This is a genomic window from Magnetospirillum aberrantis SpK, from assembly GCF_011022235.1.
Classification (GTDB): Bacteria; Pseudomonadota; Alphaproteobacteria; order Rhodospirillales; family Magnetospirillaceae; genus Magnetospirillum; species Magnetospirillum aberrantis.
This window is the reverse complement of sequence record NZ_JAAIYP010000001.1, coordinates 60,324-84,295: the sequence shown is the minus strand read 5'-3', so window position 1 is coordinate 84,295 and position 23,972 is coordinate 60,324. Positions and strand designations below refer to the sequence as shown.

General features: G+C 64.4%; 19 protein-coding genes. 3 read left to right on the top strand and 16 right to left on the bottom strand.

Features of this window, described 5'->3' with window-relative positions:
* Window positions 1-47 precede the first annotated feature (47 nt).
* From G4223_RS00355 to hisH, 5 genes are read right to left on the bottom strand one after another with little or no spacing between them, the layout of a single operon-like run.
* On the bottom strand, window positions 48-1,793 hold the full coding sequence (locus G4223_RS00355; protein ID WP_163673604.1) for a hypothetical protein: 1,746 nt from the start codon (window positions 1,791-1,793) through the stop codon (window positions 48-50).
* A 13-nt stretch (window positions 1,794-1,806) separates the two neighbouring features.
* Window positions 1,807-2,802 (bottom strand): radical SAM/SPASM domain-containing protein, encoded by a 996-nt coding sequence (locus G4223_RS00350; RefSeq protein WP_163673602.1) that lies wholly within the window; start codon window positions 2,800-2,802, stop codon window positions 1,807-1,809.
* On the bottom strand, window positions 2,799-3,806 hold the full coding sequence (locus tag G4223_RS00345; protein WP_163673601.1) for a radical SAM/SPASM domain-containing protein: 1,008 nt from the start codon (window positions 3,804-3,806) through the stop codon (window positions 2,799-2,801). Before G4223_RS00345 ends, G4223_RS00350 begins: the two co-directional genes overlap by 4 nt.
* On the bottom strand, window positions 3,803-5,875 hold the full coding sequence (locus G4223_RS00340; RefSeq protein WP_163673599.1) for an N-acetyl sugar amidotransferase: 2,073 nt from the start codon (window positions 5,873-5,875) through the stop codon (window positions 3,803-3,805). Before G4223_RS00340 ends, G4223_RS00345 begins: the two co-directional genes overlap by 4 nt.
* 2 nt (window positions 5,876-5,877) lie before the next feature.
* Window positions 5,878-6,513 carry an imidazole glycerol phosphate synthase subunit HisH gene (hisH, locus tag G4223_RS00335; protein WP_163673597.1) on the bottom strand — a complete coding sequence of 212 codons (636 nt, stop codon included), beginning with the start codon at window positions 6,511-6,513 and terminating at the stop codon, window positions 5,878-5,880.
* Between the two features lie 275 nt (window positions 6,514-6,788).
* On the opposite strand from hisH, the gene G4223_RS00330 reads away from it, so the two are divergent.
* The 3 genes from G4223_RS00330 (at window position 6,789) to G4223_RS00320 (ending at window position 10,753) form a co-directional block, all read left to right on the top strand.
* Entirely contained in the window at window positions 6,789-7,796 is a 1,008-nt protein-coding gene (locus G4223_RS00330; RefSeq protein WP_205762297.1) for an NAD-dependent 4,6-dehydratase LegB, read from the top strand.
* Window positions 7,793-8,869: a nucleotidyltransferase family protein gene (locus G4223_RS00325; protein ID WP_163673595.1), complete on the top strand. Its 1,077-nt coding sequence runs from the start codon at window positions 7,793-7,795 to the stop codon at window positions 8,867-8,869. The genes G4223_RS00330 and G4223_RS00325 overlap by 4 nt, the downstream gene beginning before the upstream one ends.
* 78 nt (window positions 8,870-8,947) lie before the next feature.
* Window positions 8,948-10,753 (top strand): ABC transporter ATP-binding protein, encoded by a 1,806-nt coding sequence (locus G4223_RS00320; RefSeq protein WP_163673592.1) that lies wholly within the window; start codon window positions 8,948-8,950, stop codon window positions 10,751-10,753.
* 30 nt (window positions 10,754-10,783) lie between these two features.
* Here the strand turns inward: G4223_RS00320 and G4223_RS00315 are convergent, their stop codons facing one another.
* From G4223_RS00315 to G4223_RS00265, 11 genes are all read right to left on the bottom strand, one after another.
* Window positions 10,784-11,929: a class I SAM-dependent methyltransferase gene (locus G4223_RS00315; RefSeq protein WP_163673590.1), complete on the bottom strand. Its 1,146-nt coding sequence runs from the start codon at window positions 11,927-11,929 to the stop codon at window positions 10,784-10,786.
* Complete coding sequence (locus G4223_RS00310) at window positions 11,926-13,209, bottom strand: hypothetical protein (RefSeq protein WP_163673588.1); 1,284 nt, start codon at window positions 13,207-13,209, stop codon at window positions 11,926-11,928. Before G4223_RS00310 ends, G4223_RS00315 begins: the two co-directional genes overlap by 4 nt.
* Window positions 13,206-14,840, bottom strand: coding sequence for an HAD-IIIC family phosphatase (locus tag G4223_RS00305; RefSeq protein ID WP_163673586.1), 1,635 nt, complete (start codon window positions 14,838-14,840; stop codon window positions 13,206-13,208). The genes G4223_RS00310 and G4223_RS00305 overlap by 4 nt, the downstream gene beginning before the upstream one ends.
* Window positions 14,837-15,916: a MaoC/PaaZ C-terminal domain-containing protein gene (locus G4223_RS00300; protein ID WP_163673584.1), complete on the bottom strand. Its 1,080-nt coding sequence runs from the start codon at window positions 15,914-15,916 to the stop codon at window positions 14,837-14,839. Before G4223_RS00300 ends, G4223_RS00305 begins: the two co-directional genes overlap by 4 nt.
* A 3-nt stretch (window positions 15,917-15,919) precedes the next feature.
* Window positions 15,920-16,174, bottom strand: a complete 255-nt coding sequence (locus G4223_RS00295) for an acyl carrier protein (RefSeq protein ID WP_163673582.1) — start codon at window positions 16,172-16,174, stop codon at window positions 15,920-15,922.
* A 57-nt stretch (window positions 16,175-16,231) separates the two neighbouring features.
* Window positions 16,232-17,332 carry a hypothetical protein gene (locus G4223_RS00290; protein WP_163673580.1) on the bottom strand — a complete coding sequence of 367 codons (1,101 nt, stop codon included), beginning with the start codon at window positions 17,330-17,332 and terminating at the stop codon, window positions 16,232-16,234.
* Window positions 17,329-18,657, bottom strand: a complete 1,329-nt coding sequence (locus G4223_RS00285) for a hypothetical protein (RefSeq protein WP_163673578.1) — start codon at window positions 18,655-18,657, stop codon at window positions 17,329-17,331. The genes G4223_RS00290 and G4223_RS00285 overlap by 4 nt, the downstream gene beginning before the upstream one ends.
* Before the next feature lie 255 nt (window positions 18,658-18,912).
* Window positions 18,913-20,334 carry a hypothetical protein gene (locus G4223_RS00280; protein WP_163673576.1) on the bottom strand — a complete coding sequence of 474 codons (1,422 nt, stop codon included), beginning with the start codon at window positions 20,332-20,334 and terminating at the stop codon, window positions 18,913-18,915.
* Window positions 20,335-20,450: 116 nt separating this feature from the next.
* Window positions 20,451-22,364, bottom strand: a complete 1,914-nt coding sequence (locus G4223_RS00275) for a glycosyltransferase family 39 protein (RefSeq protein WP_163673574.1) — start codon at window positions 22,362-22,364, stop codon at window positions 20,451-20,453.
* Window positions 22,361-22,510 carry a hypothetical protein gene (locus G4223_RS00270; protein WP_163673572.1) on the bottom strand — a complete coding sequence of 50 codons (150 nt, stop codon included), beginning with the start codon at window positions 22,508-22,510 and terminating at the stop codon, window positions 22,361-22,363. The genes G4223_RS00275 and G4223_RS00270 overlap by 4 nt, the downstream gene beginning before the upstream one ends.
* A gap of 7 nt (window positions 22,511-22,517) precedes the next feature.
* Complete coding sequence (locus tag G4223_RS00265; protein WP_163673570.1) at window positions 22,518-23,966, bottom strand: DegT/DnrJ/EryC1/StrS family aminotransferase; 1,449 nt, start codon at window positions 23,964-23,966, stop codon at window positions 22,518-22,520.
* Window positions 23,967-23,972: the final 6 nt, after the last annotated feature.

Genomic DNA, 23,972 nt, shown 5'->3' with positions numbered 1-23,972 from the left:
GCGTCCGGTTTCATCGGGCAGCACATTAAGCGGCAAGTGTCCGCCGATCAAGGTTGATCGGCGCGCGGGTGGCCTTGCGTCCGTGGCCACAGGATATCGGCGACCCTGTCCAACGCCGTGTCGTCGGCGAAGTGGTCGTAGGCCTCGCGACAGGCCTGGACGGGCAGGTCAAAGGCTTCTGGCGCGTCCAGCCAGCGCTGGAGCGCCGCCTCGAAAGTGGCGATGGAATCGTGCAGCAGACCATGTTCGGCCAACAGGTGTTGCGTCGGAGTGTCCTGCATGACCGGATAGTAACAGAACATGGGAAGGCCAAAAACCAGGGCTTCGGCCTGGACCGAGCCGAAGCCGACGCCGAAATCCATCTGGCCGCAAAGCCAGCCGGCGGCACAGGTTTCCTCGCCCCGTTGGTGGTATGGCACCACCAGTACCTGGCCCGCCGCCTGCATCCGCTGGAAAGCCGGGCATCGCGGGAACAGCCCTTCGAGTACCTGAAGCGAGCGGTCGCCCTTGGCCTTGACGACCAACAGCCAGTCCGGCTGCCCTTCCAGAAGGCGGGCGACCGCTTCAAGGCTTTGCCCGACGGGGACCTCCATTCCGGGAACCGGGCTCATGCCGAAGAACGCGGCCACCCGTCCGCCGCCCGCACGATGGGCCCCCACCCGGTTCTCGATGGCGGGAATGACCCGCGTGCCCTGGTTCAGCCGCCGGTCGTTCCTGACCAGTCCGACCGGCATGGCACGCAGCGTTGGCGACCACGAGGCGGAATGGTCGCGGCTTTCGACCACGCCCCCGGACAGGAACAGGTCGTATCCCAGATAGGATTGGGCGGCACCGGGATTGTCCATCACGCAATGGGGCCAGCGCACCATCTGTGCCCCCGCGCGCCGCAACACACAGGCGCGGGCGATATGGGTGGCAGTATACTCATTGTAGTCGAGATAGCTCCCGACCTCGAAATTCTCCAGCAACCGCAGGGTCGGCAAGGTCTGCCGCGCCTCGAACAATGCCCCGCGCGCCGCTTCCAGGGTGGCTCCCTGGAACGGCGCGGCGAGCACGCGCCACCCGACCGCGCCGACCAAACGCAACGCCGGCAGCACCACCAGCCAAAGCCATCGCCAACGGCGGACCGGCAAACGTTTGGGATCGATGGCGATGGTGCCCGGCCCGGCATCGCTGCAACGGACTTGGTCATTGACCAGCAGCAAGATGTCGTCCTGCGGTCGTGTCTTCGCCCGCACCGGAGCCAGGATGGCGGCCCAATATTCGTCGTTGCCGACATTGGGGCTGGCGACGGGGAAACGCCGCCGGACGGGTGACGGACGACCCGGCTGGAACAGGGCGGCCACCGCTTCGCGGATCAACAAGGCCCCTTGCGACAAGGCGCCGCCCAGCGCCATGAAATGCAGGTCCCGGCGCGGCGGCGGCGGTGCCAGGTCCAGAACCTTGGCCGCCGCCCGGTCCAGCGGCCATCCCAGCGTGAGTTCGCCGAGCGGGCCGAAGCCGTTGCGTTCCGGGGGATCGGCGGACAGGGCGAGAGCCCGCAACCGGTCCTCGAACGCGATATGCAGCGACTTGCGGATGACCCGAGCCCCTTCGGGATCGCCGCCGACGAAGCGCACGAACGCCGTGGCGATGGCGGCACAGGCCGGGGTCGCGGCGAACAGAGCCTCGGTCGCGGCGCGGCTGGACCGTTCCGCCACGGCGTCGGTGGGCGACATCGGCGTGCCCAACGGCATGGGGGATTCGGGGCGGCGCAGGTGGTTGCGCAACCAGCGGATCAGCGAAGTCAGCATCGACGGCGCCTTGTCAGACAGCCTTTTCCAGGAAGGGATAGGAGCAACGCGCGCAACGGTCGACGCTGTGGTACGCCCCTTCGGCATGGGCCTTGCGGATGGCCTTGGCCGCGTCGCTGTTCCAAAGGTCCTTCAACGGCGTCTCGCGCCAGTCGCCGATCTTCAACTCGTCCCAGGTGTCGGGGCAGCAGACGGTGACGTTGCCGTTGATCTTCAGCACCATGCGCTGGAACGGCTGAGAACACCGCCAGCCCGGCACCGGCGTCCTGACCGAACGGTCTTCGTAGTCGGTGGCGACGCTGTAGCCGATGGAATCCACCAGCCCGCCCCACATGACCCTGAGGGCGTTGAACTGGTCGCGCCATTCCTCGCCCTCGAACATCACCATGCTGATGCGGGTGCGGCAAGAGGGGCGCAGCTGGTTGCGCAGCTTGATGAAGTTGTGGATGTTGTCGATGACCTGACCGAAACGGGCGCCGATGCGGCGCTGTTCGTAGACATCGGGGGAGGCGGCGTCGATGGAGAAGAAGATGCCGTCAAGGCCGGCCTTCAGCAGACCCTCGGCGGTGTCTTGACGCAGCAACGTGGCGTTGCTGTTCATGATGACGTCGAGAATGCCACGGTTCTTGGCGTATTCGACTTGCCAGATCACGTCCTTGTGAGCCAACGGCTCGCCGTTGTACATCAGCTTGGTCGCCTTGACCCCCATCTCGACCGCCTGGTCGATCAGGCGGGCGTATTCCTCGCGACTCATCCGGCGCATGGTCAACTGGTCGTTTTCGGCCATGACGGTGCGCGGGCAACCCGGGCAGCTCAGGTTGCAGATGTCCGTGGTCTCGATGTCGAGATTGAGCGGATAACCGAGATCCTGGCAACTGGCCGGCACGTCGTGCCACAGGCGGCGATATTCGTCGAAATCAGGACCCTTGTGGGATTTCCATTCCTCGCTGAACACGTATTCCCTGAAATCGGCGCTGCTGTCCACCTGCGGCGCATTGGTAACGGTCATTCGCCGGTCTCCACAAAGTTCGTCCGCAAGCTTTCCAAGATGGTCTGGCGTTGGGACTGGTCGTACTCTTCATAATCGATGACGTCGGCCAGGGCCGGGATCAGCGGCTCGACCGGATCGGGGGCGTTGCGCCAGCACCGGCCGCACAGCGTGCCCGCCATCTTGTCCTCAAGGTGCATGCGGCGGGCCTTGGCATAGGCCTCCGAATGCCAGGCCTCGGTCAGGCTCATCTGGTTGAGGTCCGCCACCGCCAGATAGTTCTGGTAGTCCACGCAGCACAGGGTCAGATAACCTTCGCAGGTCACGTGCAGCCGGTTGAAGGGCAGGTGGCAGATTTCCGCCTGCCCGGAAAGCGCCTGTTCCGGCCAGTTGAAGGGGGCGCAGGGATTGAACTGGACCTCGTCCACCAAAGGGCTGAGCCAGTCGCGGATGGCCGGGACCTCGTGCTCGACAAGCTTGGTGACCACGCAGGTCGCGAACAGCTTGAGCGGCGCCTTGTGCTCGCGACGGTAATCGGCGATGAACTGGATGTTCCGCTTCACCGTTTCGAAGTCGTCCGCGCCGTGGATGGCCTTGTAGGTCTCGCGCGAACCGGCGTTGACCGAGAACTTGATGGAATCCAGTCCGGCCTCAAGCACCTTGGCCGCCCGTTCCGGGGTCGCCAGCGCGCCGTTGGTCGAGATGTAGGTGTAGGTGATGCCGACCTTCTTTGCGTGGGCGACCAGCCGGGCCAGGCCCTTGTGGACGAACGGTTCGCCGGTCGAATAAAAGCCGATCTCGCGTACTCCGGCGGCGGCGGCTTCGGAAATGACGCGTTCGGCGACGGTGTCGGACATCAGTCCCCGCTTGCGCCGCATGTGGGCGCTGGGACAGAAGGCGCAGCTGTGGTTGCATGCGTTGGACAGTTCCAACATCATGTTGCGGGGAATTGGCGGAAGTTCGGTCAGGTAACCGGCTTCCCGATCCGTCTGGTATTGAACCTGGATGCGGTTCTTCAGACTCATGACCCGAAATCCTCGTCCCAGATATTGTCTTTGGCCCAGGCACCGTTCTCGCCGCGCCACCACACGCGCGGATCGCGGAAGGTGTCGGCGATGGCGTCGAACTCGGCTTCGCTCATGCCGACATACTCCAACCACCGTTTCAGGTCGCTGGACTTCACATGGTCATACTGACGCACCAATTCCACCCCGCGGGCGCGAGTCATTTTTCCCGCCCGGATGTCTTTGGTGGCGTGGTCGGTGCACCGGCCATAGCCGAATTTGATGTACTTCAGGTAGTCGTGCATGCCGTTTTCGTGCATGTCGTCGAGGTTGGACCCCTTGCGGTAGGTGCGTTCGAACGAGATGTCCGGGACCTCGAAACCATAAAGTTCCTGCGAGACCTTGAGGTTGTCGTTGCCTTCCCACAGCGTGTAGTTGCTGAGGAACAGAATCTTGAGGCCAAGGTCGTATATCTGCTGGTCCGAGGGATAGGTCCACAGCGACATGTCCTGCGCCGTCAACCCCTCGCGCCCGACCATGTAGTTCCATTCGTAGCCGCGGGCGTCGCGTTCCAGGCGGTAGCGGTAGGTCCGCTCCAGCATGTCGTTCATGGAGAACTGGCCGCTCAGGTCCATCTCGCCATGTTCGCCCCAGATCACCAGCGGAATTCCACGCAGCACCGCCTCGCGCATGGGGGTGGTGCCGATGCCGATATGGGCGTGCCAGTTCATGTCGCCCATGACGATCAGGCCCAGGCGGTTGAGCTTCTTCAGGGTCTGGACGCTGGGATAGACCACCACGTGGTCCAGTCCCAGGACGTCCTTCATCCGGTACAGGTTGCGCAGGCCGACTTCGGTGTAGTTGTTGCCGAAATAGGTGACCAGCAGCGGGTTGAAGCCCAGGCTCTTGATGTAATGGGCCTGGAAATAGCTGTCTTTGCCGCCGGAAACGCCGATGACGCAATCATGGCGGCTACCATAGGGGCAGCGGTGCTTTTCCAGGATGTCGATCAGAAGCTGCCTGCGGCGCTCCCATTCCTCGGGCGGGTATTCGAACTTGGTGTTCGACTGCCGGCATCCCATGCAGACCCCGTGCTCGTCGAATTCCATGTAGGTGGCCGAGCTCGAAGGGTAAAGGCAGCTGCGGCAATACCGCACCTTGGGCGGCCGGTTGGACAATATGCTGCGCGGTCCCAGGTTGGCCTTGGCCCGTTCCAGGCGGTCGTTGATGCGCGCGGTCTCGGCCTCGACGTCGTAAACCGGTTCGCGCGGAAACCAGCGGCTGTTCAGGGCCACCTTGCGCATGTCCAGGCCGGCCTCGATGCAGGCGCGCTTGGCATAGGGATAGGCCAGTTCGAAGAAGTGGAAGATGTTGGCGGCGGCCACGGCGCTGGCCTGGCCCTCGGTCACGCCGGGGGCGAAGTCTTCGTAGCGGCCGACGCCACCGCAGGCGATCACCGGAATGCGCACGGCCTCGGTGACGCTCTTGACCAGTTCCAGGTCGTAGCCGTTGGCGGCGCCGTCGCGGTCGATGGAATTGAGGAAGATTTCGCCGGCGCCCAGCGCCTCGACCTTGCGGGCCAGTTCCGCCGGGGTCAGTCCGGTGGCCTTGCGGCCGCGGTCGACGAACGCCTCGAGCCGTCCGTCCTCGTGGCGGCGGGCGTCGATGCTGACGACGACGCATTGCGACCCGAATTGTTCGGCGGCTTCGCGGATCAGTTCCGGGCGTTCGAAGGCCGCGGTGTTGATGACGCACTTGTCGGCGCCGGCCTCAAGCCGGGCACGGATGTCCTCGATCGAGCCGATGCGGCCGCCGAACGACAGCGGCATGCAGGTCACCGTGGCGATGCGCCGCAACAGTCCCAGCGTCGTGTCGTCGCCGCCCTGGCGGATGGCCAGGTCGTCGCGGCGCATGTCGTGGTAGTCCTGTTCGCTGATGTCCAGGATCACCAACTCGTCGACGTTCCAGTTCGACAGGCGCGCGACGGTGCTGATGGGGTTGCCGATGATTTGGTGACGCAGGAAGGATTCGCTGCGCACGATCATGCCGTTCTTGACCAGAAGGCAGACAATGAGTCGGGGCATCGACATGGTCAGGCAAGTCCCTGTCGTTCAAGGTGAATCTTGAAATCGTTGAGCAAGTCCAGCCCGGCGTCCTGGCTCTTTTCAGGATGGAACTGCATGCCGAAGACGTTTTCCTTCTCGACGGCGGCGCAGACCTTGCGGCCGCTGTAGTCGATGGTCGCGGCGACATCCGCCGGGTCGTCGGGAACCATGTGGTAGCTGTGGACGAAATAGAACGATTCCCGCTTGTCCGAATCCGCGAACAGCACGCCGGAACGGCAGGGATCGACGTAGTACCAGCTGATATTGGGGATGCGGTAGCCGGGTTCGGTCGGGTCAAGCTTGATGACCTTGCCCTTGATCAGTCCCAGACCGGGGGCGTTCGCCCCCTCTTCGCTGCTTTCGGCCAGCAATTGCATGCCCAGGCAAATTCCAAGGACGGGCACTTTGTCGGCTTTGCTGCGCTGGGCGATGACCTCGCCGATTCCGGTTGACTTAAGTCGTTCCGAGCCTTTGGCAAAGTGTCCGACACCCGGAAGGATAATCGCCGACGCCTTTGCGATATCGTTTGGGTCTGACGATACTTTGCCGTTTAAGTTAATTCTCTTGAATGCATTTAGGACTGATTGCAGATTGCTGATCTGAAGGTCTACAATTGCTAGCATTTCCTAAGCATTCCTTCATGCGCTTGAAGCTCGGCATCATATCGTGCCGCCGCGGAAAAGGTCAACCGCCGCGTATTTTGTGGCTTTTGACTGGCGGATGCCGCCCTGATTTGAAATGGCGTGGGGTGCGACGGTATGATAAGGGATAGCCGGTCATTGGCGACGATGTCGGCGCACCTGTTGCCCGGCCTTCCGCATGCAGACTTTCGTGTCGTGACGCGCCAGGCTCGGGGCCGGCGCCGTTCACGACCCAATCAAAAAGGACGTGACTGTACATGATGGCCTTCCAGCGGGTGTTGGTGACCGGGGCCGGTGGCTTCATCGGCAGCCACCTGACCGAGGAACTGGTTCGCCGCGGCTTTGCGGTGCGTTCTCTTGTCGAATACAATTCCTTCAACAGCTGGGGCTGGCTGGATTCTGCGGCGCCGGAAATCCGCGCGGCGATCGAGGTGGTCAGCGGCGACGTCCGCGACCCCCACGCCATGCGTGCGGCGGTGGCCGGCTGTGACCTGGTCCTGCATCTGGCGGCCCTGATCGCCATCCCTTACTCTTATGTGGCGCCGCAATCCTATGTCGACACCAACGTCACCGGCACCTTGAACCTGTTGCAGGCGGCGCGCGAGGCCGGGGTGTCGCGCTTCGTCCACACGTCGACCAGCGAAGTGTACGGCACCGCCCGTTTCGTGCCGATCACCGAGGAACACCCCTTGCAGGGGCAGTCGCCCTACGCCGCCAGCAAGATCGGCGCCGATCAGATGGCGCTGTCGTTCCACAAGTCCTTCGGGCTGCCGGTGTCGGTGATCCGGCCGTTCAACACCTACGGTCCGCGGCAATCGGCGCGTGCGGTGATTCCCACCATCATCAGCCAGATCCTGGGGGGGCAGACGGCCATCCGGCTGGGGTCGCTGCATCCGACCCGCGATTTCAACTTCGTGCGTGACGTGGCCGCCGGCTTTATCGCGGTCGCCCAGTCCGAACAGGCGGTGGGCGAGGTGGTGAACGTCGGCAGCAACTTCGAAATCTCCATCGGCGACACCGTGCGCGTGATCGCCGAAGTGTTGGGCCGCGACGTGACCGTCGAACAAGACGACCAGCGCCTGCGTCCGGCTTTGAGCGAGGTCGAGCGCCTGTGGGCCGACAACGCCAAGGCCGCCCGCCTGACCGGCTGGGCGCCGGCCTATGGCGGTTTGGACGGGTTCCGCCGCGGCATCGCCGAAACGGCGGAATGGTTCAGCAACCCAGCCAACCTTCGCCTTTACAAAACCGACGTCTTCAACCGATGAACCGCCATCTGACCCCCGCCGAACTGGATTCGTTGCGGCTTGCCCCCGACGTGTCGATTCTACAGGCCATCGAGTCGCTCACTCGATGCGCCCGCAAGATCATGCTGATCACCGGCGCCGATTATCGTTTGTTGGGCATCGTGACGGATTACGACATTCGCAAGGCTATCCTTGACCATGTGCCGCTGGACCGGCCGGTGTCGGAAATCATGAACCCTCACCCGGTGATCCTGGGCCAGTACGCCAGTGATTCCGACATCGTCGGCCGGATGCGCCACACCAATTGTGTCCAACTGCCGTTGGTCGATGGCGACGGACGTGTGGTCGACGTCCGTTTCATGGACGACTTCGTCCACCTTCAGGTGGACAATCCCGACAACATGGTGGTGATCATGGCCGGCGGTCTGGGAACCCGGCTCCGCCCCATGACCGAGCGGATTCCCAAACCGCTGCTCACCGTGGGGGGGCGCCCGCTGCTGTTCATTCTGCTCGACCAGATCCTGACCGAGGGGTTCGAGCGGGTGTTCATCTCGCTCAATTACAAGAGCGACATGATCATCAAGGCGGTCAGCGAGGTTTCGTCCTATCGGGACCGGGTGGACTTCCTGATGGAAGGCGACACCATGCTGGGCACCGCCGGCAGCCTGTCCTTGCTGCCGGAACGGCCGGCGGCGCCGTTCGTGGTCATCAACGGCGATTTGCTGACCAACGTCTCCTTGAAGGACATGCTGCAATTCCATTGCAGCGAAGGAAACAAGCTGACCATGGCCGTGCGCCACGAACATCACAAGGTGGCCTATGGCGTGGTCGACCTGGACGGTACCCGGGTGACCGGAATGCGCGAAAAACCCGTATTCTCGTATTATTTCAACACCGGCATCTACGTGGTGGACCCGGACGTGCTCGACACCGTGCCATCGGAAAAGATGTGGAACATGACCGACATGGTCGAGGATGCCCTGGCCCGCGACGACCGGGTCGGCGCCTTCCCGGTTCACGAGTTCTGGATCGACATCGGAACACCGGACCAGTACGAGCGGGCCCAGACCGAGTACGAGAACAATTTCCGGTAATGCCCGACGCCCTTTGCGGTCCGGCCGTGTCGGCGCGGATCAGGCGGCTTGCCCATTCATGCACGGACGTTTCTTGCCATGCTTCTGATCTTCCGCCAGCTTTGGGAAATCCTTGACGGCCTTGCCCGCCGGCAACTCGTGCTGCTGAGCGTCATGCTGAGTCTGGTGGCGATCCTGGAGGCCCTGGGCATCGGTTCGATCATTCCGCTGTTGCAGATCGTCACCAATGGCGACCGCATGAGTGAATCCGCGTTCCTGATGACCTTGCACCGCTGGTTGGGAGAGCCTTCGACACGGGACTTCACCATCATCCTGGCCTTGCTCACCTTGGGTCTGTTCGTGGGCAAGAACCTGTTTTCGCTGTTGGTCATCGCCTATCAGTTCCGCTTTGTCTGGGACACGCGGTCAAGGCTGGCGTCAAAGCTGTACACGCGCTATCTCAATTCCAGCTACCAGTTCCACATGACCCAATCCAGCGCCAAGATGCAGCGCAACGTCACCTTGTCCATGGACGAGATCTTCGGTGGCATGATGTTGTCGTCGGTGCTGATTTCCGGCGAACTGGTGGTGATCGTGGGCACGTTGCTGGTGCTCTTGGTGGTGGACCCCTGGCCGACGCTGGCGGTCATGGTGTTGTTCGGCGGGACCACGGTGGCTTTCTACATCGGATTGCGCAACCGCCTGAGCCAGTGGGGCGGCGAGCACGAGCACACCAACGGCGAGATCATCTCGAACGTCAGCCAGGCCTTCCGTCTGATCAAGGACATCAAGGCCGGTGGGCACGAAGGGTATTTCGCGACGGTCCTCAAGCGCGTGCTGGTGCGCAACTGCATGGCGCGGCGCCGCTATCAGTTCGCCACCAGCCTGCCGCGTCTCATGCTCGAGACGCTTGCCATTGCGGTGATGCTGCTCGGCGTCGTCGGGCTTTTGCTGTTGGGGCGTTCGCCGGGCGACGTCCTGGTCACCCTCGGCCTGTTCGGCGTGGTCGCCTTCAGGCTGATGCCGTCCCTCAACCGGCTGGCGGGCTATGCCAGCAACTTGCGGGTCGGCCGGTCGGCCTTGCTCACCATCCATAGTGATTTGACGGCATCCGAGGTCGGCTCCGCCGAACGGGTCGGAGCGACGCAGGACGCCCATCTCACCGACGCCTTGAGCCTGAAGGACGTCCATTTCCGCTATGCCGGTGCCGATCAGGACGCCCTGTCCGGGGTCGGCCTCACCATCAGGCGTGGGGCGTCGGTTGCCTTGGTCGGTCCTTCGGGGGCGGGCAAGACGACGCTGGTGGACCTGTTGCTGGGGCTGATCGATCCGACACAGGGCGACATCCTGATCGACGGCCGGTCGGTGCTGGGGCTGTCGGGCCGCTGGCGGCGCAATGTGGGCTATGTGCCGCAGGAAGTGTTCCTGATGGACGGCACGCTCCGCGCCAACATCGCCCTTGGCCTGGCCCCCGAGGAGGTCGACGAGGACAGGCTGGCCCAAGCCATCGCCCTGTCGCAGTTGGGCGACGTGGTGTCGGCCCTGCCGGCGGGTCTGGATACGCTTTTGGGTGAAGGGGCTGCCAACCTGTCCGGCGGCCAGAGGCAGCGGGTCGGCATTGCCCGCGCGCTTTATCACGATCCCGACATCCTGATCATGGACGAGGCGACATCGGCGCTGGACGCAGGCACCGAGGACCTGATCACGCGCGCCATCGAGTCACTGCACGGTGACAAGACGTTGATCATTGTCGCCCACCGTTTGAGCACGGTGAAACGCTGTAACGTCATCCATTTCATGCGTGACGGCCGGATCGAGGACAGCGGCGACTTCGGCGAGTTGTCGGCGCGTCATCCCGGTTTCGCGCATATGGTCAAGCTGATGGGACTGACCGACGAACAATAAAGGGGGGGGGGGGACTTCCTCTGGCGGTGTTCAGCCCTCGGGCAGCAACGGTTCTATGATGGCGGGGTCGAGACCGTGCCTTGCCTGTAGGTCCTTGCGAATCTCGGCCAGGAAACTTTGCGCGCAAACGATCACGCGCCGTGCCGATTTGTATTCGGCATCCGACGTGTGGCGGATGGGGACATCCAGCAAAGGCAGGTAGCCGCCGGTCTTGCAACTGTCACCGTCGAACAGCAGCCCAGCCCCCCCTGTGGTGAGACCCTGTTCGCCGAACGCCAGGAACAACAACGAATTAAGCCCGCTGGTCGCGCCGTGCAGGGCAAGCGGCCCTTGCCTCAGAGCCGCGGGGAGCACCGTGCGCGCGTGTTGGATCGAAGCCTCGATCCTCGACGCCAGTCCCGCCGTGCCGGCATCCGGGATGGGGATCGCGCCCAGCGCTGTCCGGGCGCCTTTGGCAAGGGCGTAAACCAGGTTTCCGGCTTCCCGTTGCACGCCGATGACCGTCAGCCCGGCCAGGGAGAAGACCCGCCGCGCGGATGTGTCGGTGAAATAGCTGATATGTTCGTGAATGAACCCGTTCAAGTCGCCGCTTGCGATGAAGGGTTCGACATCGGGAACGGAGACGACGATGCATCCGTTCTCGCTGATCGATTGCCGCAGATCGGCCAGAAAAAGCACGGGGTCCGGGATGTGTTCGAGACAATGGAACGACAACACGAGGTCGAACGCTTCTCCGGCAAAGGTCTCCGCATCGAAATAGCCGCGAATCACCTCGATGCCGGGGCGCTGCTGGTCGGGGTCGAGGGCGGGATCGACGGCGACGTAATGTCCGACGGAATCATCGGTGGTCAGACGCTCGGCCAGGTACAGGCTGCCGGCGCCGATCTCCAGAACCTTGGCTCCGGCCAGGGGCGGGCAGACCCGACGCACGAAGGCCAGATGCGAATCGCCCCGCCGCGACGCCCAGTCCGACGCACCCGGCGGCGGCGACATGTGGACATAGCCATCCTCGGCATAGGCGTCCTGGACCGCTCGCAGCACCGCTTCCTCGGTGCTCTGGCGCAGGAAGCCGCGCTCGTCCCACACCAGGGCAAAGGGCGCGGTCTTGAACTGTCCGGGACGGGTGGTGACACCTTTCCACAGGGGCAAGGCGGGCAAGTGAAGGATTTCGGTCATGGCGATGGGGGCTTCCCTCGTGCACTGATCCATTCAGATGGGACACCGGCCGGCTGTCTGGATCGAACCATGAGCGACCGGGGGCAGACCTCGGGGAACTGTCGGGTCAATGCCTCGATCAGGATTTCTCCAAGAGAGCCGTCCGGCGAGCCGGGCATCTTGAGGTAGTTTTCGACAAAGCCGGCATAGGCTGGCTTGTCCACGTCCAACGCCATCGTCAGGTCGATGCTGTCGACGGCGTCCAGGCTCCACAATGGTCGGCGCAATGTCTGGGCGTATCCCTCGGCCATCCGCAGGATGACCGGGTCGGCGCTCCACACGTCCTTGCTGCCGACAAGGAGAACCGGCTTGAGAAACGCCGCGGCGAGACCGATGGCCGAGCTGTAATGGGCGACCACCAGGCGGCTGTCGCGGATCAATCCCGCGGTGTCGCCGATGACCAGCCGCCGTTTGCCGAACAGCTCGCCGCCGCGGACGTGGTAGTCGGCGCGCGGATGGGCGGCGATGACGACCTCGAGCCCAAGTTCCCGTTCAATACGGTCGAAAAGGCGACGCAAGCTGTTGAAATAAAGGGCGGGATCGGGGGGACGGCCGCCGGTTTCGGTGAAATCCGGGTGAAACGGCAGGAATTGGTCAAGGAAGACGGCGACCGGCCGCTCGTCGGCGGCACGGTTCCTGGCGGTCCTCACCTGTTCCCAATCGCTGGCATGGGCGGCGATGGCCTGCGTGGTGGGACCGATCAGGCGTCCGCCCTTGCTCAGTCGCCCGCCATAAAGGGCGGCGGCGGCGCAGGGGACGCCCAGAAACCGCAATGGAATGCGCCCGTGCAGGGAACGCAGGATGTTGCCGCTGCGTAAGAAGTGCAGCAGACGTGACGGAATGGATTTCTTCTGGACGCCGTCGGCACGGGCGATTCCCGGAACCTGCACGTTCAGGAACTGGATGTAAGGCACCCCCAGCCGGCCCAGTCGCCGCAGGATGCCGGCCGCCGCCGGCACGATGGTTCGGCCGGCGATCAGGCACACCACCAGACCGCCGCTTTCTTTCAACTCGGCCATGACGCGGTCGATGCCGGCCCGGTCCGAGACGACGACCGGGGTAAGGTCGCCCAGGCTGCCGTAATGGTTGCGGTCGGCCGGCAGGTTGGGCAAGAGGAAGGGGCCGAAATCGACCACCCGCACGGTAAAGCCGGCATGTTGCAGGTCGTCTATCGCAAAGCGCTGGCGGTCCCGGCCGGTCAGCGGCACCTGGATGAAATAGGTGACGGGTGCCGGCGTCATGATGCCGCCGTGTCCACCAGTTTCAGGCTGTCTTCGAAAGCCGCACGGATGGCGCTGTGGTCGAAGCGGACAAGACCGTCGCTGCCATCATGTTGGAACGGCGGGGCCTGGATGAACGTGCGCAATGGTTCGTTTCGGGGCGTGGCGGCGAAGCGCAGCGCGCCGGGAGCCCGTTGCCGCCCGGCCAACCAGGCCAGAAAGGCGTGCTCGACCCGGCGTTGGAAAACCCGGCAAGACAGCACCAACGCCTCGATGATACCGTCCGCGCCGACCAGACAGGCAAGAATCTCGCCGTGGTCTCCGCTGCGGTCGGTCAGCCGGCCGGCATAAAGCGTTCCCCCCGAAGCCAGAATTTCGGCGATTTCGGCTTCGTCGAAGCGGCGGCCGTTCAGGTTGAACTGGTTGGTCTTGTTGATGAGCTGGAAGGGGCGTGTCCAGTCCCCGGCTCCGGCGTCGCGGATTTCCAGCCGCATTCCCATCCCGGCCAGAAAGGCCGTCAGGTCGCCAGCAGCGGCAGTGACCGGAACGGCCTCGCGCAGCCGGTACAATTCGGTGCGGCGACGGTCTTCCTCGGTCACTTCCGCGCGGGAGAACAGGCGCGCTAGGCGATGGAGGAACGCCGGGAACTCGTCTTCGGTGGTGGGGAAGGCGAGGCAGGTGACCTGGGGAAGGGCCTGGCTGACCTCGGCGATTTCCACCGGGTTGTCGTCGACGAAGACCAGCGAATCGAGCCCCAGGTTCAGCCGGGCGGCCATGGCGCGCAGCCGGGCCGACTTGGCGTCGTAGCTGACGGCCATCTCGACGAAGTCGTCGGCCTTCAGCACCATGCCGGGCTGGGCCAGCGCCTCGGCGACGTCTTCGGGCCGGTTGCGGCTGACGGCGGCCAAAAGCACGCCGTCTTCCTTCAATCGGCGAAGGGAGCTCTGATAAAGGAAGTGGCGGAAGCCCTTGCCTTCGGGGTGGAAGCGGAGCGCCGAAGCGCCATCTTCGGCGACGACGCCCGCCCACAAGACGCCATCGCAATCGGTGGCCAGAACCTTGCGCGGCGTGGTGGTGACGGCGCCCAAGGCCGCGTCGACCACGGTCGCGGCGGCTTCCCACTGAGCGGTCGCGCCGATGGCGCAGCCCATTCCCAGATAGCTTGACATGGAAAAGGCGTGCGGAGGCAGAAGCGAAGCTCCGGCCTGTGTCGCGATGGTGACCAACCCGGCTTCCAGCGCGGCCATCGCACGGGGGTCGGCCTGCATCGGGGGCATGGGGGCCGGAAGATACAGCGGACGGGCCAGGGGGCGGCTGGACACAAGCGCCATCTTGGCGGCAGCGCGTTTCAGCAAGGACTGGGTGTCCGGGCTGCGGGCAAGGATCCCCGAGCGCCAATCGGCCTCGGGCACCAGGTCCCACGGCAACAGAAGGAAGACCTCGACCTCGCCATCGACGGGAGGAGTCAGCAAGGTCTGGGCCAGCGTGCCGAACTCAAGGGTTCGTGTTTGTGCCTGACGGTCGCGTCGCGCGGCTTCCGCCTGGACGAAGATCGGCAAGGTTCCGGTGTCCCACGACGTCGCCATCAGGAACGGCAGGGATGTCGTCCCAGGATGCGCACGCACGAACCGGCGCGCCTCGATCAGGTTCATGGCAACGCCCCGCCGCTCAATGTGATGCAGCCACCGCTGGCCATCGGGCCCGGGGCGTCCACCACCCATGCGACCTGGGCGGCCGCCTCGTCGGCGTCGAGCAGACGTTGCCAGGGCGAGCGGTCGGCGTGCATCTGGCGAACGCGCGGCGACATGCCGGCGTTCATGCCGCCGTCGATGACGTCGAAGACCACGCACAGACAGCGCTGCCGCGTGGCGGCCAGTTCCATGCCCAGGATTTCGGCCAGCACCGGCATGGTGGACTTGCCCAGCGAATAGAGCGGCATGCGCCAGTTGTGCCGCCCGGCCTGTGCCGAGGTCGAGCCGACAAGAACCAGCGTCGCCCCCTCGCGGCCGTAATCGCGCAACAGACGGGCCGCCGCGATGGACAATTCCAGGGGTTTGGCCACGGCGTGGCCGACCGATGACGCGACGTCCTCTAGGCGCAACAGGCCAAGGTTGTCCGGCGCCGGCCACCCGCAATGGACCACGGCGGCGACCGAGGCGGGGGTGACGGACCGGGACGGCGTGTATCCTTCGGCGGTGCGGGTCAAAGCCACGGCCCGCGCGCCATAACGGCGCATGACGGCCTGTCCCAGCGCGCCGCTCGCGCCGCTCACCAAGACCCATCCGTCCTCGGGACAATCGTCGGACACCGCCGCTGGGGCTGTCGCGGCGGGATGTTCCGCGTCGTGGCGATGACGGCCGAAATCGTAGCTGGCCTCGGTATAGAGCATGCCGCTGTCGCGGTCGGTGATGGCCACCGCCACCGATCCGGTCTCGCCGTTGTCGGCGACCACCCGGCCGTTGACCGCCAGGGCCGCCGGGGGCACCACAGGAGCGACGAAGCGCAATCGCATATTGTGGAGCAGGCAGTCGCGCCCCGGCAGGAACATGCCCGCCATGCGCGAGACCAGTCCGGCGGAATAGGCGCCGTGCAGGACGACCCGCCGCCACGCCGTGCCGGCGGCATAGGCGCCGTCGGTGTGCAGCGGATTCCAGTCGCCCGACAGCCTCGCGAAATCCTGCGCGCTTTCCGGGGTCACCTCGACGACGAAATTCGCTTCGGTGGCCATGTCCTACAGGCCCAGCTTCTCTTCGACCAGCATTCGCGTCGCGGCCACCGACGTCAGACTTTCGTAGTCGGCGCCGTCAAGCTTGATGGCGAAGGTGCTTTCGATGGCGGCGATCAACGACACCGTGGCCAACGAATCCCATCGCGGTTCGTTCAGAACCGTCACGCCATCGACGGGATGATCGGCCGGCAACTCAAGGATTTCACGAAACATGTCGTCGATATCGTGGCGCACCCGCGCCGACTTGTCCGCTGTCATTGCTGTCCCTGTCGCCGGAGAAAGGTGAACACTCTCTATCATGCGAGAGCCCCGCCGTCACGGGTTGGGGCGGTCCTGGTTGCCGTCGCCCTTGGTGAAAAGAAACCCGTGTGGCCGCCGGAAATCCGTGGGGTCGGCCGAACGGCAATAGCAAGCCATGTTGATGGTGCGGCGCATGTCGAAATGCAACGGCGAGAACAGGCGCGCCAGATCGAGATAGGGCGTGGTCACCGTCGGGTGCATGCCACCGGCGGTCACGGCGTCGAGCACTCCGCCATGGCTACAGAAGAAGTCGCACAACACCGCGCCTTCGGCGGCGACATGACGCAGCAGGTGCGGCATCGCCGCGGTGATGGCCGACGGCGCGCCGATCACTTCGCACAGGCGGGCGACCTTGACGTCGCGATCCAGCCCCCCCACCGGCTCGATGCGCCATACCATGATGGCGTCGCCGCCAGGCGTGGAGAAAACCGCCCGCCCATAGTCGAAGCGGGGATGACGGGCGTAGCGCCAATTCATGGTGTCCGCGTCCCGGTTGCCGCCAAGCGAGCATCCCTGGCGCATGGCTTGCCAGGCGTCGTCGGTTTCCGTGCCGAACCGCCCCAGCGGCCGGACGTCCACCCCGGCCACCGGTGGCGCGGCCGGGGTCAGCGCCCGCAGGATGGCACCCGAGCGTGCCTCTTCGGTGGCCAGCAGCGGCCGACAGCCCTGGGGCGACAGAACCGCCACCAGCCGGGAGAGTTCGAACCACACCACGGACGGAGACAGCCGCAGGAACACGCTCATGGTGTCGACGCTGCCGCCGGCCACGCCGACGAAGTCGTAACCCTGCACCAGCTTGTTCAGCAACTGGAAGCCCACTCCCGAGCTTTCCGGGTCGACGAACCATTCGTGCAGCCAGATGCCGGGAACCTGTGCCTCCTGGCGCCACAGCCGCATCCAATGGGCGGTGACGTATCCCTTGACCGAACCGTCGGCGGCGAAGGCGGCCAAGGCCACGGCGGGTGTCCCGCTCTCGGTCGCGGCGACCGATTCCCGATGTTGCCAGCCGAAGAAGTCGTCGGCGAAAGTGCTGGAGCCGGGGCGGTTGAAACGGTCGGAAAATTGCCGCAGCGCCGGCAGGTCGGCGACCTCGACCGCGCGGATGTCGATGCTCACGGCGCGGTCTCCGACACCCGGCCGGTGGCGAGGTCGAGCACGGCGACGGCCGCCGCGCCGTTGGCGAACGCACAGCCGACGCCGACACGGTCCAGAGCCTCTGGCGGAATGGTCTGTTCGTCCAGCACGTAATCCCACGACAGGAACGGCTCTTGGATGTCGAGGTTGTCGTGGGCGAACTGGCCCGAACGGGTCTTGAGCGCCAGGAAAGGCTGCGGCCCGAAAATCGGCCGGTCGGCCTTGATCGAAAGACGGTTTCCGACGAGCGTCAGCGAAAGCTTGCCGGGGAGGTCGTCCAGTCCCAGCGCAAGCCGCGCCGCCTCGCGGGCTTCGCAGAAACGGAACGGGACGTCGGAATAGCGGCTGTGGGCCGAGGCCAGCATGGCGCGCACGGCATCGACGTCGTTGGCCATTTCCCGGAAATCATGGTCGGTGAAGGAAAGAACGACCGGCTTGCCCTCGCGCGCTTCGGCAAAGGCCTGGTCGACCGCGACCTGGGTCAGCAGATCCTTGCGCGTGCCGACGTTCAGGCAACGCATCACCCAACGGCGGCATCCGCCCGCCACTTGGTAATCGTCGTGCGAGGGGTGGTAGGGCTGCCAGGTGGTCGGTGCCCGCCGCCAGTCGCCCCAACGCCCCCCGGCCATGTCGGGCGCCGCGTCCTGGTCGCTCAACGCCTGGTTGGCGTAGTCGAAGGGGATGAATTGCTCCAGGAACCAATGGGATTCCGCGCGTTCGACATGGAAGCCGGGCCGGTTCACCGTCGGGAACCAGCCGCGCTCGATGATGCGGCGCGCCAGCAACTCGTACAGCGAAAGGCCGTTCGCGAACCAATGGGCGGCATTGTGGTTGGCCTGGCGGCTGAACGGCATCGGGTGGAAATGGAAATGCTGCCCGTCGCGGCATCCGGGCTGGGCGATGCGGTCGTTGTAGTGATCGAAAACATTGTGCCAACCGACGTCGCGCCGCCGTGGGTTGATGTCGTAACCGACATGGGCGACGGTATGCCAGTTGTAGACCCAGCCGCCACCAAACGAATCGACCAGGATGTTGCGGAAGTCGTCGGCCATGATGCGGTCGAGCATTTCGTCGACCTGGGCCCAATCGCGCTTGTAGCCCAGCACCTGAGGGTCGACCACACGGGCCACTGCCTCTTCGATACCCCCGAGATCGATGCGTCGATTTTGCAGGTCCGCGAGAGTGGAGGCGGAAACAGGCAGATCGAGGCCGAAGATGCTTTTCAAACGGTCGAATGTCGCACGGATCGATTCGTCCATCGGGCCTTCAGTATCGACGCAATGGACCACATGAACCGTAGAAGTCACCGCGGAAAACCTTGCTTGGCTCAGTGGTCCGGCCCAGACGCCTGGTTCCCAAACACCGGGGCGAGGCGGTCCACCAATCTATTGAATTGTGCAGAGAATTTGACGGAGGCGAACGGACGCTTCCGTCGAATTCTCTCCACTAAGGGTCAGGTTTGCTTACACCGAAGCCTTCGTCAAGGCAAGCCATTCCCCCGCGTTTGCCCGGCGGTACGTCCGACCCGTCCCTGGGAAAGGCTTCGTGAATACCGGCTGGCATCAACGCTCGCCGGTGGTCCACCCCATGCGACGTCGGGCGAAGTCGCCGACATGGAAACCGCCCCGGAAATAGATCATCAGGGCGACGAAGATGGTCAGCAGGTTGCCGATGCTCAGGCTGAGGTTGGAATCTTGGTTGATGAACGGCAACAGCATGATGGCGCTGACGGCCAGCTGCCAGGGGGCGCCGGGCCGGTTGAACAGCGCCTCGACGAGGCCGATCAACAACCCGATGGCCGCGGAAATCCCCAGAACGCCGGGGATACCGAAATTGACGAAGGCTTCGACCAGCCATGGCAGGTTCATCGAGGTGGTCAGATTGTCGGCCTTGACGAAGCCATAACGGCGGCCGAATTCGTTGCCCTGGTTCTCCAACGGCTTGTCCGGCCACAACAGGCGGGGCACCAGATTGGACAACAGCAGTTTGTAAGTCTTGCCGTTCCAGTAGGGGACTTGTTCCGGGGTGGCCGCCATGACCGTGTTCATCACTTCGGCATGGGCGAGGCGGCGTCCGATGTCCCAGTCGGATTTGTTCACGTCGTGGCCGTAATGGCTCGGATCGACGATCACGGCGGCAAGCACGCCAAGTTTCTCGGAGATCGATCCGTTCAGGTATCCCTGATCGACCACGGCCGAGCGATAGATATGCACCGGCTTATAGCTCAGCACCGCCAGCGTGCAGACGACGGCCACTAGGCCGAAGATCATGCGCGGGCGCAGATGGAACAGAACGAACAGCAAGGCGCCGCACAGATAGATGCTTTCGCCCACGGCGCTGGTGAGGTAACCCAGCACCAAGCGGACGGGCAAGATGACCAGCAGGACGGCCCCGAACTCCCAGCGGGGTATTTGCCCCCGCCATCCCATCAGCAACAATCCGGCAAACGCGGCGGTGCCCGCGCTTCTGACGAACGGACTGAGCGAGGGAACCGTGTTTGCCCACGGCAAGGCGTAGAACGCCATGTGGATGGCAAGCAGGCCCCAAAGCAGCAGACGTGCGGTTCCGTTTGAATGCTCCCGCTGCCCCAAAGGCGTCTTCAATCTGGAAAAGAGGTAGGTTCGCCCCAGCCAGGCGCATCCCAACATCAGGGCAAGCCCCGCGAACAGGACCAGGGCCGGTTCAACGCCGAAACGCGGCACGCGAACCAGAAGGTCGTCTTCAGCCCAGCGCCCACTGATGAGCAGTGGCGACAGCCCCAACATGATCGCATGAAAGAAGCCAATCGCCGGCAACAAAGGCATGGGCCGGGCTTTGTCCGGCGAAAAGATAAGGAAATATCCGGGAATAATTCCAATAATAAAAGAAAGTGCGGAAACAAAAGCGGCGGATGGGTCAAGCCTATCTGGCCGCACAGCCATGTAGAGGGCGATAACGGCGAGTGTAAGCGCAAGTAATATGTAGATATGGTGGCTTTTTTTCATCTACTTATCCGCGGTCTTGCGCTATCCCGGCCAGGGTGCTCAGGTTAACATAGTTTTGGGGCCTTCGAAAATTTTGAGTGTCCGACGCCTTGAGCGTTGTATTCAAATGCCTTTTCCTAGCGGTCGAGAGCTTCCGCCAACTCGGCAGCGTCGTAAACCGCCGATTGTGAATCGACATATTTGGGGTCCAGTTGGGCAAGGACGGGAGAGAGCAGCCGCCCGATGCGGTCCGTGCTGAGGTCGCGGATGACGATCCGGGGGGCGCTGGCCGGGCCGCTGCGCAACTCACGCGATCTTTCGACGATCACGTAGCGCACGGCATGTTCGCGCAGCGCCTGGGCCAGTTGACGGGCGTCCAACGGCGGCAGTTCTTCGCCCCGCAGCCAATACGCCTCCTCTCCGGGCAGGGCTGGCGAAATGATTGCGCGCGACTGAGGACAATAATAGGAGTGCGGAATGAGCAGGCTGAGGATGCGCTCGTCCGCCCCCAGCCGTTGTTCGATCCAGTGGCAGCTGAGATAGAAGTTGCCGTCCATGGTCGGGGTGCCGGCGAGATAGCTCGCCCGGTCGACCAGTCCCAGCGCCGGCGGCAGGCGCAGTGCCGAATAGATGCCGACGAATCCCGCTTGGGCAAGGGCAAGGGCGCCGGCGCCGATGACCACCGCTATGCGCGCCATCCATCGGCTGTTGTCCCACAGCCAGCCGGCGCCGGCGGCGGCGAACACCGCGAACAGTGGTGTGATGGGGAGCAGGAAGCGGACTTGCTGGGACATGGTCGTGTACCAGACAAGCGTGTAGACGACGATCACCAGGACCAGCGGCAGCGTCGAGCGCAGGCGCGCCAGCACGGCCATGGGCGCGAACGCCAGCAGGTAGGGCGTCCCCAGCATGGCACCGTCGAAATAATAGGTGGGAAGCACCGAAGCGTCCCAATAGACCCGCAGCAGGTTGAGCACCCCGCGTGGCCGTCCGAACTCGCTGCCGAAATAACGATAGAAGTCCGGCCCGTCGGGATCGAACAGATGGTTCATCACCGGAAAGATCGGGTTGCCGGTATAGATGAAGTCGCGGATCAGATGTGGCGCCAGAACGCCCAGCGCCACCGCCGCGCCGGCCAGAACCTGCGCCAGCAGACGGGGACGGCGGACGCTTTCCCACAGGACCAACGGCGCCAGGCCCAGGGCGACGGTCAGGCCATGGTACTTGGTCGCCACCCCGGCGGCGGCCAGAAGGCCCAGCAGAAGCATCAACCCGAGGCTTTTCTCCTCGCGCCACCGCAGATAGGCCAGCAGCAGCAGCACGACATAGCAGCCCAGGACCGCCTCGACCTCGCAGGTCGCCAGTTCCCAGACGGTGGCACGCACCGAAATGGCCATCAGCACCGCAAGCGCGCTTGTCACCGGGCCAAGGCCAAGCTGCCGGGCCAGGGCATGGGTGCCCAGCGCCAGGGCAATTCCGAACAGGGCGGTGATGGACTGTGCCGCCGCTTCGCCGGACAGGACCAGGGCCACCCGATACATATGCTCGGCCAGGGCCGGGAAGAACGAGAACAGGCTCTGTTCCCAGTTCGGTCCGATGTATCCCTGTTCCAGGTCCCGGCGGGGAATGGCGATGTGGTACATCAGGCTGTCGTAGTCGTTGGGCGGGGCCATCCCCTGGACCACCAGCGACAGCAGGCTGAGCGAGATGACCGCCATCAGGCCGGCGACGGCCGGGTTGGCGCGGCACCAGGCAAGACCGTCTTGCACGGACGCCCGCAGGTCCAGGCGGCACAGGTGACGGAACCAGCCGATCCATGCGGGAACGGCCATGGCGGCCATGGCGGCGGCGATGGCGCCGACGCTGGCCACGTCCAGGCGAAAGGGGCCGACCGTGGCGACGGCGACGTAGAGCAGCAGACACCCCAGGCCGAAAGCGACGGCCAACCGCGCATCCGTGGCGAAGTGCCGTGCGGCGCCCAGCCCGGCAAGCAGGCTGGTTCCCGCCCCGATGGTGACCAGCGCGAACAGGGACAGGAACAGGGTGGTCATCCGAGACGCCTTGCGATGAAGTCAGAGAAGGTGCGGGTCTTCTCTCGATAATAGTCGGCGTTGTAGGTGAAGTAGGACACCGTCACCACGAACAGCCATGCGATGCACAACGCCACGGCGACGGGTCTTTGCTTGTTCGCGGTCATGGCTGCCTCATTCGGTCCGGCCAAGAATGCGCAGGGCTTCCACCACCCGGACGACCTCGATCACCGACATTTCGTTGCCGGTGGGCAGGGACAAGCCGTTGACGGCAAGGGAGCGGCTGGCCTCGACGTCGCCTGCGCGCGAGCCGACAAAGGCCGGCTGGTCGTCGAGGGCGGGAAACACCGGGCGGGCCTCGACGCCCAATTCGCGCAGCGCCGCCAACAGGCTGTCCCGGTCCATGCCGAAGGACTCGGGCTCCACCACCACCGAATAAAGCCAACACACCTTGCGCCCCCAATTGGCGGCACGGTGGGGCACGATGCCGCGAATGCCGGCCAGTTCGGCGTCATAGCGTTCGGCGAGCCGGTCGCGCAACGCCAGGAACTCGTCGACGCGCTCCATCTGGGCTACGCCGAGCGCCGCTTGCAGGTTGGTCATGCGGCAGTTGGTTCCGGGCTCCAGGTGCCAATAGCGGCGTTCCGGCTTGACGCCATGGTCGCGAAGCATCTTCAGGCGTTCGTATAGCTGGGGATCGTTGACGGTGACCAGTCCGCCCTCCCCGGTGGTGATGATCTTGTTGGCGAAGAAGCTGAAGCAGCCGACGTCGCCGATCGAGCCGACGCGGCGCCCCTTGTATTCGGCGCCCAGGGCCTCGGCGCAATCCTCGATCACCTTGAGGCCGTGGCTGCGGGCGATGTCCATGATCGGGTCCATGTCGCAAGCCTGGCCATAGATGTGGACCGGCATGATCGCCTTGGTGCGCGGCCCGACCAGCGCGGCGACGGATTCGGGGGACAAGGTCCAGCTTGCCGGGTCGATGTCGGCGAAAACGGGCGTGGCGCCGCGTTGCATCACCGCGTTGGCCGAGGCGCCGAAGGTGAAGTTGGGGACGATCACCTCGTCACCGGGGCCGATGTCCAGTGCCTGGATGGCCAGTTGCAGGGACAGCGTGCCGTTGGCGGTGGACAGGGCGAATCCCGTGCCAAGAAAGTCGCGGGCCATGGCTTCGAAACGCTGGATGAAGGGGCCTTGCGAGGAAATCCAGCCGGTGCTGATGCATTCCTCCACGTATCGCAGCTCGTTGCCGGACAGCGACGGGCTGACCAGCGGCACATGCCACATGTCCTTCCAGGACAGGTAATCCACCAGTCGGCCGTCTGCGTCCACCAGCGGCAGGTGGAGGATGCGGCGCGACATCAGGGCCAGGTTCTCGTTGCGCGGGACGCCGACGCGGCCGGCGGTGTAGCTGGGGCGGAGATAGGGCTGGCACGGCTGTTCCACGGTGGCGCCCGTCAGAAACGCACGGCGGATGTCGCCATCGGTGATCACGCCGCGCAGGATGCCGTCGGAATCGCAGATGAAGACCACGCCGATGGTGTTGGCGCTCATCAGGTTCATGACCTGCTTCAAGGTCGCGTCGGTGGGCGCCACCATGTTTTCAAGGCGAGCATTAGCCATTTTGCG